This is a genomic window from Streptococcus oralis, from assembly GCF_023110435.1.
Taxonomy (GTDB): domain Bacteria; phylum Bacillota; class Bacilli; order Lactobacillales; family Streptococcaceae; genus Streptococcus; species Streptococcus oralis_CF.
This window is the reverse complement of sequence record NZ_JALDWB010000001.1, coordinates 600361-615327: the sequence shown is the minus strand read 5'-3', so window position 1 is coordinate 615327 and position 14967 is coordinate 600361. Positions and strand designations below refer to the sequence as shown.

Sequence of the window (14967 nt, the reverse complement as noted above, 5' to 3'; positions counted from 1 at the left end):
AAATCAGAAAACTTTAGAAACTCTTTAGAAATACTTGAACTTTCCTTGATTTCTATAGCTTATACTAAAGTTAGAAAAATAAATCAAAAGGAGAAAATCATGAAAACAGTACTCGAAATTCATGGACTGACCAAACAATTCGGCCAACAAGCTATTCTTCAAGATCTTAATCTAACGATAAAAGAGGGAGATATTTATGGTCTAATTGGAAAAAACGGAGCAGGGAAAACTACTCTTATCAAAATAATTACACAACTACTGTTTGCGGACAAAGGTACAGTTTCCCTCTTTTCTAGCCAAGAAGAAAATGAGTGGACCAAGGCTTTATCTCGAGTTGGTTCTGTTATCGAATCACCTGTAGCCCATAATCATTTAACAGCTTATCAAAATCTGAAATATTATTGTATGATTCGTCATATCCCAAATGCTGATAAAGTCATTCAAGAAACACTGGACTATGTAGGTTTGTCAGATACAGGGAAGAAAGTCTTTCGTGATTTCTCGCTAGGAATGAAACAAAGACTTGGCATTGCCATTGCTCTCCTATCGAAACCCGACTTCCTTATCTTAGATGAACCCATTAACGGTCTCGATCCGATTGGAATCAAAGAATTTCGTCTGATGATTCAACGGCTCAATCAAGAAAAAGGCATAACCATTCTCATCTCTAGCCATATCTTGTCTGAACTCTATCTCCTAGCTAATCGCTTTGGAATTCTGGATCAAGGTAAGATTATCCGTGAAATCAGTAAAGCTGAATTTGAAACACTAAGTGAGGATTATATTGTTCTTAAAACAAGCGACAAAGAAAGAGCTTGTCAGGTATTGAAAGAACAAATCCAGCTCCAGTTTAAGGTTGTGAACCCTGAAAATGAAATCCATATCTTTGGAAATGAACAAGATGTCAAACAGATTCTTAAGCAACTAACTTTGGCTGATGTTGCTATTGATGAGATATACTTTGCCCGTCAAAACCTAGAAGAATACTTCACACAATTGGTAGAATAGGAGAAAAATCATGATACATACCATTCGAGCAGATTTTTACCGTCTCTTTCGCTCCAAAGGATTCTGGATTACAGAGTTCATTCTCTTTGCTCTCATGCTAATGGGCGCAACAATAGGAGCTACAGGACATCTAATGTCAGTAAATACTACACCTGAAACAGAATTTCCGACCAAAGGTTGGGACGGGGTCCAAGCTCTTATCAACGCGTCTAGCAATGGTTCAAACCTCGTTTTTCTCTGCATCGTCCTGACATGCCTCGTTCTTGGAGTTGATTTAATCGGCAAACTCTATAAAAATAGTTTGACAGTTGGCGTTTCTCGTACAGAGTTTTTCCTTGCTAAATCCTTTGTTCTAGCAAGTATTGCTCTCTTACAACTCATCGCCAGCCTTGTTATTGCCTTTATTCCAGCAACTATCTTAAATGGATTTGGGACCATGCCTGATGGATTTATTGGCAATCTATTGATAACCATTTCCCTTCAATTTCTCTGCCTTCTCGCTTGGCTTTCGATTGTTTCCTTTATTCTCTACCTGACTCATTCTTATCTTGCTGTATTTATCGGCTATCTGATTAGTTCTATCATTCTTTCTACGCCAATGCTTCTTTTCCCAGACATTGAAATTCTACGATATTTAATCCTAGATTTTGCCTATGCTATGACTAGTAATAGTCAATCTATTCTCTATACCATCACGGTTTGCGTAACGGTCATACTTTTCTTCTCTTTCAGTGGACTGATTATTTTCAAGAAGAAAAGCTTATAAAAAGGACCTCCTCTAGAATATAGAGGAGGTTTCTTCTGTTAAAAATAAATAAAGACTGAAAACCATTCTCCATCAGTGGCTAGCTTCATATCCGCTCCAAGAAGATGAACTAATTCCTCAGTAATATAAAGACCTAAACCAGAGGATTCTTCTGTATCCGACATATTTTCAGAATAAAAACGATTACTGAGATTGTCTATATTCTTAATAGGTTTTTTGACTAGATTATCTATTTCCAAAACAAGTCCTTTTTCTTCCTTTTTCAAAGAAAGTCGAGCCTTCTCCTTGCCGTGCTTGAGAACATTTCCAAGGAGGTTTTGTATAATTCGATCAAGCAAGTCCTCATCAGTCGTCGTTTTCAATCCTGGTTCGACGTTAAAATCAAGAACAATATGTGAAGTTTGAAAAACATCGTAATAGGCTAAAGTCTTTTTCGTTATAAAAGTTGATAAATCAAGCTCCTCTTGTTTCGGTTTGACTGCTCCTTCCATCAGATGACGGTATTCAAGGAGAGCTTCCAAACGTTTGGAAACCAAATCAAGATGATGGGCTATTTTATTTAAGGTTTCTGCACTATTATCGGGATGTTTTATTAGTTGCTGAGTATATCCTGAAGCGATTGTCAAAGGTGTCCGAATATCATGAGCGATGTTACTGACTGCCATATCTAGGGTGCGTTTTTCACGCTTCATGATTAGCTGATTCTCTTCCACTTCTTGAAATAGATTCTCAATTTGGTTATGTAGTCGCAAAATGGTCTTTGAAAAGAAATTTACACCGATCCTCTTCATGCTACCAGAGCGAATCTTTTCTTCGATTTGTCTGCTTAAATCTTTAATTGCTATATGATAGCGAATCAAAGAAATCGCCAAAATAATGTTAGTAAGGAGTAATATTGATATCAAAATGTAAATCATTACTTATCTCCTTTTAATCGAACACCAACTCCCCAAATGGTTTCGATGTACTCGTGATTTGGATCCAGTTGATGCAGTTTTTTACGGAGATTGCTTAGATGGGTGTTGAGCGTATTGTCTCCAGGCAGGTAACTTTCTTCCCAAATCAATTCATAGAGTTCTTCTTTGGTGAAGATCTTTTTAGGATACTGGAGCAACATTTGGAGAATCTGACACTCTTTCTTTGCAAGGCGAATGGTTTCAGTTGCGTTACTTATTTCAAAACTATCCGCATCGAACTGGATATTTTTAAAGCTTTGTGCGAGGTTATCAATTTCTCTTCGATCTCCTGACTGATGTTCACCACTTTGGCGTAATTGCACGGTGACTCTGGCAAAGACTTCGTCCAAATCAAAAGGTTTCACTACATAATCATTGGCACCGTCTAGTAGATATTGGCTGATGAACTTTTTATCACCCAAAGCAGTGAGCATGATGACCGGAGTCTGACTAGTTTGTCGAATGGCTTGCAAGACTTGGTCGCCATTTTTCCCAGGAAGCATGATATCTAGCAAAACGAGATCAATGCCTCCTTTGTCAAATTGCATGATACCTTCCGTACCAGAAAAGGCTTGTATCACCTCGTGTTCCTCTGCAAGAAGGGTTCTTAAGATTTCCTGGATTTCATTATTATCTTCAATTACAAGTATGCTTGCCATAAACCTCGTCCTTTCTAAAACTATTATAACATGTTTTATTAGGAATTCCAGATACAGAAAAGCTTCTCTCACATTTTAAGCAAGAAGGAGCTAATGAAAATTGAATCTACTTAACCAAATAAGCAATCAAAGCTATGATCCATAGATGAGCCGGGTAGAAAATATAAAAGAAATATTTACTCCAACTGGTTTCTTGTCCTCGCTGTCCATTATACAAGGCCATAAAAGGAAATACGGTGATAAAGAGCCAGTCAGAATTGTAAAGCATCATTTCCAAGGTTTGGTACCAAGTGTCATAGGTATGGATAGAAGTCACTAACAGGAAGGCCCAAAGTAGAGTATAGAGGAGATTTCGCAATCCCTTACGATTTCGACAAGAGTAACTAATCAAGAGAAATGGTAGCATGGTGATACCACCCTCAGTAAAAAGACAACCGAAAATCAAGAGACCAGCAAGCCCAATCCGACGCCACAACTTCTCTTTTTGATCCAACTCTTTTCGAGGAAAACCAATCCAAAGCATGGTGACACCGATGGCCAGAGTCAGAAAAATGTTATTAGTGACCATTACTCCTTTAGATGCAAATAGGGCATTGAGGAGGCTATTTCCAGCAAACATGATAAGCGCCCAAGACCAGAGGCGGATGAGGTAGTCTCTCAGGTTTCGAGTATGGATAAATCCTTCCATAGCCATATAGGCAAACCAAACTCCCACACAACGGGTCATAGCGTGGAAAATACCTTCCCACAGAGGAGAAACGATCCCTGTGATATGAGGGATATGGTCTAGAACCATTACTGCCGCCATCAGGTACTTCAACTGTGTCGCATTCCATTTTTTCATAATAAACCTCTTTCTTTTTGATCTACATAGAGTATAGCATACATTTCTACATATAATCGTACACCTATCTTACATTTAAAAAGCCTATCTTACATTTTTGTAAGACAGGCGTGAATATCAAAAGTTTATTCTGAAAGTTACCTTCTAGTCCGTAATTCGTTGGTACATTTCTGGTCTTCTATCTCGAAACAAGCCCCAGTTGAGGCGTTCGCTTGCTCCCTTGTCAAGGTCATAAGTTGCTAACAGAACAGCCTCACCTTGCCTGTCAGCTCGCTCTAGAATAGCTCCTGTTTCATCCGTCATAAAGGACGAACCGTAGAAGTCAAGACTGGAACTCTGTCCGCCATTTTCCTCACTAGGAGTGACTTCTTCCAAACCATAACGATTGGCTGCAATGACTGGAACAATATTTGCTGCTGCGTGGCCTTGCATGGTACGTTGCCAATGTCCACAACTATCCGTATCCAAAATTGGCTCTGAACCGATGGCTGTTGGATAAAAGAGCAATTCAGCACCATTCAGAGCAAGACAGCGCGCTGTTTCAGGGAACCATTGATCCCAACAGATACCAATCCCAATCTTAGCGTAGCGAGTATCCCAGACCTTGAAACCTGTGTTGCCAGGCGTAAAGTAAAACTTTTCTTGATAATAATGGTCATCTGGTATGTGGGTCTTCCGATAAACGCCCAGTACCTCTCCATCTGCATCAATGACAGCAATAGAGTTATACAAGACATTACCATCTTTTTCATAAAAACTAATCGGTAGAACAACCTGTAGTTCCTTAGCAAGCATCTTAAAATGCTGAATGGCTGTATTTTCTGTCACCGACTGGGCATACTGATAATAGTCATACTGGCGTTCCTGACAGAAATAGGGACGTTCAAATAATTCAGGCAAGAGAATGATTTGCGCGCCTTGGTCTGCGGCTTGGCGAGCTAAATGTTCCGCTGTTTGGATATTTGTTGCCACATCCTTGGCACATTGCATCTGGATCGCTGCAACTCTAACATTTCTCATCTTTTTCTCCTATTCTGGGATTTGTTGGGTGATACAGTGAATATTGCCACCACCTAAGAGAATATCTCTGGTTGGTATTCCTATGACCTTACGGTCTGGAAAACACTTGCTGAGGATATCTAGGGCAACTTGGTCGTTTTTATCTTGAAATTGGGGAACAAGGACAGCCTTGTTGGCAATATAGAAATTTACATAGGAAGCTGCAAGACGTTCACCTGCATAACGCTCCTCTTCACCTTCTTCATAGATGTAGCCTGGCAAATCCTCTTCGGTTACAACTTGATGAAGCGCTGGGATTGGCAATTTATGAATGGTGAAGTGACGACCTTTTGCATCTGTTTCTTGCTCTAAGAGCTCAAGGTCAGCTGCAGACATGGCATACTGAGGATCATTTTGATCATCTGTCCAAGCCAAGACAAGCTCTGCAGGACCTACAAAGGCTGCAACATTATCAACGTGCTCGTTTGTCTCATCTTGATAAATACCGTATGGCAGCCAGATAACTTTTTCAGCGCTCAGGCACTCTAATAAGGTGTTTTCGATTTGCTCTTTAGACAGGTGGGAATTGCGTCCAGGACTGAGTAAGCAGCTTTCAGTCACAAGAATGGTTCCTTGACCATCGCTGTGTATGGCTCCGCCTTCCAGTACAAAAGGTTTGGCATCATAGACAGGCATTTCCAAGACCTCAGCAAACCGACTGGCTACTTGGTCATCATCTTCATAGTCTTGGTAGAGACCATCAACAGCACCACCCCAAGCATTGAAAGACCAATCGACTGCCAACTTTTCTCTTTTTTCATTGAGTAGAATAGTCGGACCCGTATCACGCGCCCAGGCATCGTTGGTGGGAATGTCTAAATAAACGACCTTGTCTCCAAGATAGGATTTGGCTTCAGATAGATAGTCCTGCTCCACCAAAAGGTAAACTCTTTCCCCTTCTGCTATGGTCTTGATAATCTGGCTAAAGGCCTTCTTAGCAGCTTTTCCTTGAAAGGGCCATGATCCTGGTCGAGTTGGCCATACCATGAGAGTGCCATGGTGTGGTTCGTACTCTGCTGGCATACGATAGCCTAATTTCTTTGGACTGTCTATCATGATAATCTCCCTTTGAAGTCTTGATAGCCGAAGGCTTTGACTAAGCTGCAGTCTCCTTGCTCGTCCATAAGATAGAGACTTGGCAAGCCAATACCGTTAAAGGTATTATTTTTGACAAAGGAGTAGATTGCCATGTCTTCAAAGTAAAGTCTATCACCGATTTGGACTGGATTTTCAAAACTATAATCACCAATCACATCGCCCGTCAGACAGGTATTGGAAGAAAGTCTGTAGGTATGGATTTTTTCCTGCGCCTCAAATCCATTTCTCAAAGGTGGACGATAGGGCATTTCAAGTACATCTGGCATATGGCAGGTCGCGGAGGCATCTAAAACCAGGATTTCCATACTGTTTTCGACAATATCCAATACTTCAGTTGCTAGATAACCCGCATTGAGCGCAATAGCTTCACCCGGCTCGATATAGACTTCAAGATTGTAAGTTTCTCGAATTCTTTTAATCTCAGAAATCAGCAAATCCACATCGTAGTCTTCTCTTGTGATGTGGTGGCCGCCACCCATATTGAGCCATTTGACCTCATGTAAATAAGGACCAAACTGAGCTTCTACCGCTTTCAAGGTTGTCTCTAAATCATCCGCCCCTTGCTCACAAAGGGTATGAAAATGAAGTCCATCCACTAAGTCCAGCAAATCACTCGGTATCTTGTCTGAAATCACTCCAAAACGGGAGCAAGGTGCACAAGGATCGTAGAGCGCGTGATCTCCTTGAGTTGAACACTGTGGGTTGAGGCGCAAACCGATACTGATACCAGCCTCTCGGCAACGAGGACCGTGTTTACGCAATTGTCTCTCGGAGTTAAAAACGATATGGTCAGATATTTGCAGTAGCTCTTCCATATCTGATTCCTTGAAAGCAGGCGCAAAGACATGGACTTCCCCCGGGAATTCTTCTCTAGCCAGCTTCGCTTCATAGAGTCCACTAGCTGTCGTACCAGACAGATACTGGCTAATCATGGGGTAGGTTTTGTAGAGTGAATAAGCCTTCTGGGCCAGTAAAACCCTGCAGCCCGCTTCTTCCTGTACTTGTTGAAGAATCCTACAATTGTCTTCTAGTTTGGCTAAGTCAATGACATAGGCTGGTGTTGGTACTTGTTCTAACTTCATCAGTCCACCATTTGTGGATTTTCAACCACAACCCATGGCAAGCCGTACTCATTCAAAGCTTCCATAAATGGATCTGGATCCAATTCTTCAAGGTTGTAAACTCCAGGTTGTTTCCAAGTACCGTTCATAACCAATTTTGTCCCAATCATGGCTGGAACACCAGTCGTGTAAGAAATGGCTTGTGAACCAACTTCTGCGTAACATTCCTGATGGTCACAAACATTGTAGATATAGATAGTCTTTTCAACGCCATCTTTGACACCTGTAAAGATACAGCCGATATTGGTTTTCCCAACTGTGCGTGGACCAAGGCTTGCAGGGTCTGGAAGCAAGGCTTTCAAGAATTGGATTGGCACAATTTCTTGACCGTTAAAGTTAATGGTATCCGTACGAAGGAGTCCGACATTTTCCAAGCATTTCATGTGCGTTAGATAAGATTGCCCAAAGGTCATAAAGAAACGAATCCGTTTGACACCAGGAATGTTCTTAGCCAATGATTCAATTTCTTCATGGTGAAGGAGATACATGTCTTTTTGTCCAACTTGAGGGAAATCGTACTCACGCTTGATAGACATTGCTTCGACTTCGACCCATTTTCCATCTTCCCAGTAAGAACCTGGCGCAGAAACCTCGCGTAGATTGATTTCTGGGTTGAAGTTAGTCGCAAACGGATAACCGTGGTCACCACCATTACAGTCTAAAATATCGATATAGTGGATCTCATCAAAATAGTGTTTCAGAGCATAAGCTGAAAAGACACTGGTCACACCTGGGTCAAAACCAGAACCAAGAAGAGCTGTCAAACCTGCTTCTTTGAATTTCTCCTGATAATCCCATTGCCATGAGTAGTCAAAGTAGGCTGTAAAACCAAGTTCCTTGCAGCGTTTTTCGTAGATGGCACGCCATTCTGGATCTTCTGTATCTTCAGCCTCATAGTTAGCAGTGTCGATATAGTGGACACCTGTCGCCAAACAAGCATCCATAATGGTCAAGTCTTGGTATGGTAAAGCTACGTTCAAAACGACTTCTGGTTTGTAGCTTTCAATCAAAGCAATCACTTCTTCTACCTTATCAGCATCAAGAGCAGCTGTTTCAATCTTTGTACTTGTTTTGCCTTCTAATTTAGCCTTCAAATCATCACATTTTGACTTTGTACGACTAGCAATCATAATCTCTGTAAATGTTTCGCTATCTTGGCAAATCTTTGAAATAGCAACTTGGGCAACGCCCCCACATCCGATAACTAATAGACGACTCATTTTTTCCCTTCCTCTTCTTCTAAAATGTCTTCTACATACTTAGGCAACATAAAGGCTCCCACATGTAAGTTTGCAGTGTAGTATTCTGTGAAAAGCTGGCGTTTTTTCCAGCCTTCCTTATCAAAATCTTTAACAGGGTGGTATTTTTTCGATGCAAATCCAAATAGCCAATAGCCAGCTGGACTGGTTGGGATGTGCGCCTGATAAACCCGACTGATTGGAAAGGCTTGATTGACCTTACGGTGCATGCTTCGGCAAGCTGACTCATCTTCGTCAAAGAAAGGACTACCATGCTGATAAATCATGATACCGTCTTCTTTGAGAGCTCTGTAACTGTTTCCATAAAATTCCTTGGTAAAGAGCCCTTCCGTATGTCCAAATGGATCCGTCGCATCGTTGATGATAATATCGTAGTCATCTTCACAGTTTCTCAAAAATCTCAGTCCATTTTGATAATAAATCGTAACACGAGGGTCATCTAGCCCTGCAGCAAAGTCTGGGAAATACTCACGACAAACCTCAACAAGCATTTCATCTGGTTCCACGATATCAATTTGCTCCAGTTCGGGATAGAGTGTTAATACTTGGGCAACTCCGCCGTCGCCACCCCCTATAACCAAGACTTTCTTTGGATTGGGATGGACAGCCATCGGTACGTGGACGGTCATTTCATTGTAGACAAAATCATCTGCATCTGAAAACAAGACATGGCCATTTAAGATTAATATTTTCCCAAAAGCGGGAGTATCTAATACTTCTATATCCTGCCATTCACTTTTTCCAGCGTAGAGTTGCTTAGCTGTTCTCAAAGATAATTTCACATCTGGAGTATGAACTTCAGAAAACCACAAATCCATCTAGTTCTCCTTTCTATCAATAACGTTGATGTGATTGACTTCTGGATCTTCCGTCCCTTGGAGGGAGCAACCACGTTCTTTGGCAAATAGGATATAATCCACAATTTCTCGTGTAATACGTTCACCTGGTGCTAGGATTGGAATCCCTGGAGGATAGCACATGACAAATTCCCCACAGACCTGTCCAACAGACTCATCCAAGGTCAAACTTCTTCTCTCTGAATAGAAGGCTTCCTGAGGAGACAGCACTAACTCTGGTTGGATATATTCTCCAGCAATCAAGTCCTTTCCATCTCTTGAATAGAGTCTCTTAATATCAGCCAAAGCACCGACCAGACGCTCTATATCTTGGATGCGGTCGCCGATGGAAATATAAGCCAAGATATTGCCAATATCGCCAAACTCGATCTGAATATCATATTCGTCTCGCAGGAGGTCATAAACTTCGATACCTGTTAAGCCAATACCCTGAGTGTAGACTGACAGCTTGGTCACGTCAAAATCACAGACCGACACACCGTCTATTAACTCTTTTGAGTAGGCATAGTAACCACCGATAGCATTGATTTCACGACGAGCATACTCGGATAGTTCAATAACCTTCTCAAAAGACTCTTTACCACGAAGAGCTAGATTACGACGTGAAATATCAAGACTTGCCATCAACAAGTAAGAGGCAGATGTAGACTGTGCCAGGTTAATGATCTGTCGAACATATTCAGGATTCATATGCTCCCCGATAAGCAGGATGGAGCTCTGGGTCAAACTCCCACCAGACTTATGCATAGAGACCGCCGCCATATCAGCGCCAGCGTCCATAGCAGATAGTGGCAATTTGTCTGTAAAATGCAAATGCGCTCCATGAGCTTCATCTACTAAAACCAGCATGCCAGCTTTATGAGCCATTTCCGTTAAACCCTTGAGGTCTGAACAAATACCATAGTAGGTAGGATTGTTGATTAGGATAGCTTTAGCATCCGGATGTTCCTTGATGGCCTGTGCAACACGGTCATTTTCAAGACCTAAAGCGATGCCAATTTTAGGATCTACACTCATCTCAATATAGATGGGAATGGCACCACATAGAACCAGCGCATTGATAGCAGATTTGTGAACATTTCGCGGCAGAATAATCTTATCTCCAGCCTTGCAGGTGGAAAGAATCATGGTTTGAACAGATGATGTTGTTCCACCAATCATGAGAAAGGCATGCGCTGCTCCAAAAGCATCCGCAGCCAGCTCCTCTGCATCTCGAATAATCGAAATGGGATGGCCTAGATTATCCAAGGGTTTCATAGAATTGACATCAATGCCAACACATTTTTCTCCCAACAATTCAACAAGTTCTGGATTTCCCCGTCCGCGTTTATGACCTGGTACATCAAAGGGAACAATCCTTTTCTTTCGTAACTTAATCAGACCTTCATAAATAGGGGCCTGGTTCTGATCTAACTTTCTCAAGACATACTCCTTTACCGTATTTTTAGCACCTCAAAATAATGAGGGCGACCAAAGGTTGACTTATGAAAAAAGAGCAGGTTTTCACCTGCTCTGCAATCTTCTGACGTTTTTATTTTGGTTTCTGTTGAGTATGTCTGTTCCCGATGTTTCCTAACTCTCTAGTAGCAAATATTACGTACTTTATTGATCGTTTCACAAGATGACGTGTGCTTTCACCACACTAAAATTTATGAATTAGGACAAGCGTCCTAACATCAACTTATAAAAGTAGGCTTTTAACCCTATCAATAATGTGGCTTTTCAACCACGCTTCGGCATTCAACCCTGCCTGTCCGTAGGCATTTTTTACTCGGGTTTATATTTGCTAGAAAACATCATCTCATTTTCTAAGCCTTATAACTATATCATGTTTACAAGAGCTTGTAAAGTACTTTTTTTAAATTTTCTTAAATTTTGTTCGCGAATAGTTAAATTACTACCCAAAAGTTAAAGTCCAATCAACTAAAAACGATTAAAAAAGGAACTAATTTTTAGTTCCTCTCAAAATTATTTAATCTTGTGCTTATTCATTTTTTCTTGGAAAATATCTGTAATAATTTGGCGCAATTCTTCACGCTCTTTTTCAGGGATTTCACCACTTCTATTGGCAACTGCGTAGAGCTCTGGATGTTCGATAGAAATACGCTTTATTGTTCGAGTTGTAGCGTGTTTTCGCACGAAAAAAGGAATGCGTTTGATCCATTCCTGAGGTACTAGGGCAAGGATTTTCGCAGCGGTTTCCTTATCGCTAATTTCAGAAGTTGTCAGTCCCTGCTTTATCATGTCCTGTTCTTTTTCAGTAAAATCTTTTAATTCCATTATCCCTCTCCTATCTAGAAATCACTCTATATTAAATTATATACCAATATTAGAGAAACTACAAATAATAAACTTTGTAAAATATGCGCAATGATGAGATTGCATTGCTTAGTCAACTAGTGAAATCAAAAAGCACTAAAAAAGTTAAAAATATTTTTTTGCATCCTCTAAGAGACTTGAAAAATCACTTAAAAAAGTTTTTTCAAATTCGTCATATTTTTGGAGATTCTGTCGTAACGTTTTAGCTTTAAAATGTTTATAGGTGTTTCTATTAATCTTTCCTACTAGTTTCTTATTAACATAGATTTGTATACCATCATTATTTATATTTCCATAAGTATCACCTGATATATAAATTGAGTTCGATTTATTATTTTGAGAGTAAATATTTAATCCTTGTCCTTTTCCTTGTGTTAATCGAACTATATTATATTCATTAGCTATCTTTATAAAATCTAATGAAATTGGCTTTTCGCGTTCTTCCTTCCTCTCTTTTCCAAAATACTCTGGTTTCGAAAGGTCGAAATGATTAGTATTAACCAGTGTATTAAATAATTTGCGAATAACGAATTGAACATCTTCATTCGGTGAATGATTTTGAGTTGAGGTTTTATTTATATCTATATCGAAGTTTCCGGTTGAAATTGTATTTGAAAAGCTCATTCTTTTCATCAAATTTTCTAACTCTTCAACTTCTAATTTATCAACATTATATTTAAGCAATAATTTTAAAGTATTAAAAAATTTTCTGAAAGATTCTAACTCTTTTTGATTTTTAAAACTAAAGATACCATAGCGAGACACAAGAGAATTATAATCGGCATCGTCAGGTATTTCAAATGAATTTTCAAGTAAATCAATGAGAAAATATTTGGTTTCTTCAGAATCTTCTGGACTATTGTTATATGAAGTCAATAAATAGTCATAAGCTTCATCAAATCGTAATTGAAAACATACTGTAGCTATGATTAGTAATTTGTCATCATTTTCTAACTCATTATTTGAATTTATAATATGCATTAAAAGGCTAACAGAATTGAATAATCTGTTAACACTGCGAGGATTATTTCCGATTGAGTCTCTAATTAATTGAGTTACATTCTGTGTAACGTCATCATTAAAATAAAAATTAATTTTTTTCAAAGAGACTTTAACAAAGTTCTCCATATGATAATTTGCAACAGGTACAGTAAAAGGCACTTGAATTATTTTCTCAAAAAAAGCTTTTCCTTTTTCGTTGTCCAAATCATCACCATACTTACTTTTTGTTCCTCTTAAAACAACATTATAATCAATAGCTAAAACAAAGACACAATTTCTGCAATCTAAGAAAAGTTTTAAAATTTCTAGGAATTCAATCGCTTTTTTTGGAACCAATCTGTCAAGGTCATCAATGAAAATTACTATCTTTTCATAATTATTTTCTTTAACAAAGTCATCAATGATACTTTGTAGATTTTGTTTCAGATTTTTTAAATTATTAGCTTTTTCCTCATTGCTTATTAATTTTAGAAGTTGATTATTAATTTTTTCAATGTTTAAGAGGCCAAAATCTAGTTTTAGATATTCCATACTTTTTGTAATAACTGCCAAAGATTTTTTAAAGTTCTCTCTTTTATCTACATCAGTTACTTCTAATTCATCAATTAAATCTGTAATTAACGTGACTGCTAAATCCTTATCCATATCAAATTGTGAATATTGCCAAGTATTAAAAAATATTGTTTTAATTTTTCTTTTTGAATTACTTGACGATTTTTCTTTAAGTTTTTCTTCAACTTGATACATGATGCTGGTTTTTCCGGTTCCCCAATCGCCTTGAATAGCTAGTGTTAAAGGAGTTTCGCATCCAGTAATAAAATTTGATAACCCAAGAATGTATTTGTCAATCATAAATTCGTCTTTTACAGTTGGAATATCAGAAAATGAATTGTACATATAATTTCCTTTCAAAATATTTTATATAGAATATGCTAAATTAAGAATAACACTCAATTTATATTATGTTAATGACATTTAATATTGAGGTCTTAAAAAGCAATTGTTGTTGTAGATATGTCACAAAAAATTCTACTTCTCATCTTCTGTTGCTTCACAGACTAATGTTTACAGCCAAGAATTCGATAAGAATAAGAACTAAAACGCTATTACTGTCCCCATATTTCTTCTCCCTTGCCTACCTTAATAACCTTCAACCCACTTTTCATTATCCATGATGAAAGGCTTAGCTAGACCGTCACCTGTGTAATCCGCATATTTGGTGGATAGATACTTGTAACAATCTTCCTTGCTCGCAAACTTAATCGCTTGATAAGGCTCTTCAAAAGTCAGTTTCTCTACAAATAAGAAACCCTCCTCAGCTGGCACTAAAACACCAACGTGCCCGACAAAAAGAAACTCTCCATCCAAATTATCATGTAACACAACAGACAGCATTCGAGCCTTGTCATTAAATTGAAACTGGGAGAAGAATTTCTCCATCTTCTGCGCGTGAATCTTTACATCCGTCGTTGCTTCCGTCTCCACCCTAGAAAATAGAATATCAAACTCTTCCTTATCTTTCGCATCAAATACCTTTCCCTTATCGATAGCATCGTTATCCACGAAAAGAAGCTGATCATTCTTTTCAAGTTTTGGGATCGTGACTGAATTTTTTAATAACGCATAGCTATTGATACGGCAGTTAGTCCCGACAAAGTCACCTTTTTTTTGATTCCAGAGATTGCTGATTTTCTCAACATCGTATTCGGTCTTTGTAAAGGAAGCAAAATCACCACTTAAGCCAGTGGAGCCGACAGTCGCATTATAGTCTGTAACAAGATTGAAAAATGTCTCAACATTATTTGGATCCAAGTGAGCTGATAAGAGAGATTTGACCTCTTCGGTACTGACCTGACTGTTTAGATTGGTATATGAAGCCGTCCAAGGAACTTTATCTGAGCTGGTCTGTGTCTGATTTGCAGCTTCAGTCCTCGTATTATTTTGATGACAAGCAGCCAATCCAAGTAATAAGGGTAAACATAGTCCCAAGGCTACTACTTTTCTCGTTCGTTTCATGCA

General features: G+C 38.9%; 14 protein-coding genes. 2 read left to right on the top strand and 12 right to left on the bottom strand.

Going from position 1 to position 14967, the window contains the following annotated elements; translation table 11 throughout:
- Positions 1-99: 99 nt before the first annotated feature.
- Complete coding sequence (locus tag M1F97_RS03145) at positions 100-1008, top strand: ATP-binding cassette domain-containing protein (RefSeq protein ID WP_247944157.1); 909 nt, start codon at positions 100-102, stop codon at positions 1006-1008.
- 10 nt (positions 1009-1018) lie between these two features.
- On the top strand, positions 1019-1774 hold the full coding sequence (locus M1F97_RS03140; protein WP_000581981.1) for an ABC transporter permease: 756 nt from the start codon (positions 1019-1021) through the stop codon (positions 1772-1774).
- Positions 1775-1812: 38 nt separating this feature from the next.
- Here the strand turns inward: M1F97_RS03140 and M1F97_RS03135 are convergent, their stop codons facing one another.
- From M1F97_RS03135 to M1F97_RS03080, 12 genes are all read right to left on the bottom strand, one after another.
- Positions 1813-2691, bottom strand: coding sequence for a sensor histidine kinase (locus M1F97_RS03135; protein WP_247944156.1), 879 nt, complete (start codon positions 2689-2691; stop codon positions 1813-1815).
- Positions 2691-3389 (bottom strand): response regulator transcription factor, encoded by a 699-nt coding sequence (locus tag M1F97_RS03130; RefSeq protein WP_061416879.1) that lies wholly within the window; start codon positions 3387-3389, stop codon positions 2691-2693. The genes M1F97_RS03135 and M1F97_RS03130 overlap by 1 nt, the downstream gene beginning before the upstream one ends.
- Before the next feature lie 106 nt (positions 3390-3495).
- Positions 3496-4233, bottom strand: a complete 738-nt coding sequence (locus M1F97_RS03125) for a TraX family protein (protein WP_061416880.1) — start codon at positions 4231-4233, stop codon at positions 3496-3498.
- 144 nt (positions 4234-4377) lie between these two features.
- Complete coding sequence (gene aguB, locus M1F97_RS03120) at positions 4378-5253, bottom strand: N-carbamoylputrescine amidase (protein ID WP_247944155.1); 876 nt, start codon at positions 5251-5253, stop codon at positions 4378-4380.
- Positions 5254-5262: 9 nt separating this feature from the next.
- The gene (gene aguA / locus M1F97_RS03115) at positions 5263-6348 is read right to left on the bottom strand and encodes an agmatine deiminase (RefSeq protein ID WP_061416882.1); all 1086 of its coding nucleotides are present in this window, start codon (positions 6346-6348) and stop codon (positions 5263-5265) included.
- Complete coding sequence (nspC, locus tag M1F97_RS03110) at positions 6345-7472, bottom strand: carboxynorspermidine decarboxylase (RefSeq protein ID WP_247944154.1); 1128 nt, start codon at positions 7470-7472, stop codon at positions 6345-6347. The genes aguA and nspC overlap by 4 nt, the downstream gene beginning before the upstream one ends.
- Positions 7472-8731: a saccharopine dehydrogenase family protein gene (locus M1F97_RS03105; protein ID WP_061416884.1), complete on the bottom strand. Its 1260-nt coding sequence runs from the start codon at positions 8729-8731 to the stop codon at positions 7472-7474. Before M1F97_RS03105 ends, nspC begins: the two co-directional genes overlap by 1 nt.
- On the bottom strand, positions 8728-9588 hold the full coding sequence (gene speE / locus M1F97_RS03100; RefSeq protein WP_000366713.1) for a polyamine aminopropyltransferase: 861 nt from the start codon (positions 9586-9588) through the stop codon (positions 8728-8730). The genes M1F97_RS03105 and speE overlap by 4 nt, the downstream gene beginning before the upstream one ends.
- Positions 9589-11049 (bottom strand): aminotransferase class I/II-fold pyridoxal phosphate-dependent enzyme, encoded by a 1461-nt coding sequence (locus M1F97_RS03095; RefSeq protein ID WP_247944153.1) that lies wholly within the window; start codon positions 11047-11049, stop codon positions 9589-9591.
- A gap of 546 nt (positions 11050-11595) precedes the next feature.
- Positions 11596-11907 (bottom strand): hypothetical protein, encoded by a 312-nt coding sequence (locus M1F97_RS03090; protein WP_125847540.1) that lies wholly within the window; start codon positions 11905-11907, stop codon positions 11596-11598.
- 144 nt (positions 11908-12051) lie between these two features.
- Positions 12052-13845 carry a KAP family P-loop NTPase fold protein gene (locus M1F97_RS03085; protein WP_061416887.1) on the bottom strand — a complete coding sequence of 598 codons (1794 nt, stop codon included), beginning with the start codon at positions 13843-13845 and terminating at the stop codon, positions 12052-12054.
- 243 nt (positions 13846-14088) lie between these two features.
- The gene (locus M1F97_RS03080) at positions 14089-14964 is read right to left on the bottom strand and encodes a DUF4300 family protein (protein WP_247944152.1); all 876 of its coding nucleotides are present in this window, start codon (positions 14962-14964) and stop codon (positions 14089-14091) included.
- Positions 14965-14967: the final 3 nt, after the last annotated feature.

What these genes read in the sequence shown, in the direction of transcription:
- nspC (WP_247944154.1), bottom strand. Translation starts at nt 7,472, where the DNA reads ATGAAGTTAGAACAAGTACCAACACCAGCCTATGTCATTGACTTAGCC.
- M1F97_RS03140 (WP_000581981.1), top strand. Translation starts at nt 1,019, where the DNA reads ATGATACATACCATTCGAGCAGATTTTTACCGTCTCTTTCGCTCCAAA.
- M1F97_RS03090 (WP_125847540.1), bottom strand. Translation starts at nt 11,907, where the DNA reads ATGGAATTAAAAGATTTTACTGAAAAAGAACAGGACATGATAAAGCAG.
- M1F97_RS03125 (WP_061416880.1), bottom strand. Translation starts at nt 4,233, where the DNA reads ATGAAAAAATGGAATGCGACACAGTTGAAGTACCTGATGGCGGCAGTA.
- M1F97_RS03085 (WP_061416887.1), bottom strand. Translation starts at nt 13,845, where the DNA reads ATGTACAATTCATTTTCTGATATTCCAACTGTAAAAGACGAATTTATG.
- aguB (WP_247944155.1), bottom strand. Translation starts at nt 5,253, where the DNA reads ATGAGAAATGTTAGAGTTGCAGCGATCCAGATGCAATGTGCCAAGGAT.
- M1F97_RS03145 (WP_247944157.1), top strand. Translation starts at nt 100, where the DNA reads ATGAAAACAGTACTCGAAATTCATGGACTGACCAAACAATTCGGCCAA.
- M1F97_RS03080 (WP_247944152.1), bottom strand. Translation starts at nt 14,964, where the DNA reads ATGAAACGAACGAGAAAAGTAGTAGCCTTGGGACTATGTTTACCCTTA.
- M1F97_RS03105 (WP_061416884.1), bottom strand. Translation starts at nt 8,731, where the DNA reads ATGAGTCGTCTATTAGTTATCGGATGTGGGGGCGTTGCCCAAGTTGCT.
- speE (WP_000366713.1), bottom strand. Translation starts at nt 9,588, where the DNA reads ATGGATTTGTGGTTTTCTGAAGTTCATACTCCAGATGTGAAATTATCT.
- M1F97_RS03130 (WP_061416879.1), bottom strand. Translation starts at nt 3,389, where the DNA reads ATGGCAAGCATACTTGTAATTGAAGATAATAATGAAATCCAGGAAATC.
- aguA (WP_061416882.1), bottom strand. Translation starts at nt 6,348, where the DNA reads ATGATAGACAGTCCAAAGAAATTAGGCTATCGTATGCCAGCAGAGTAC.
- M1F97_RS03135 (WP_247944156.1), bottom strand. Translation starts at nt 2,691, where the DNA reads ATGATTTACATTTTGATATCAATATTACTCCTTACTAACATTATTTTG.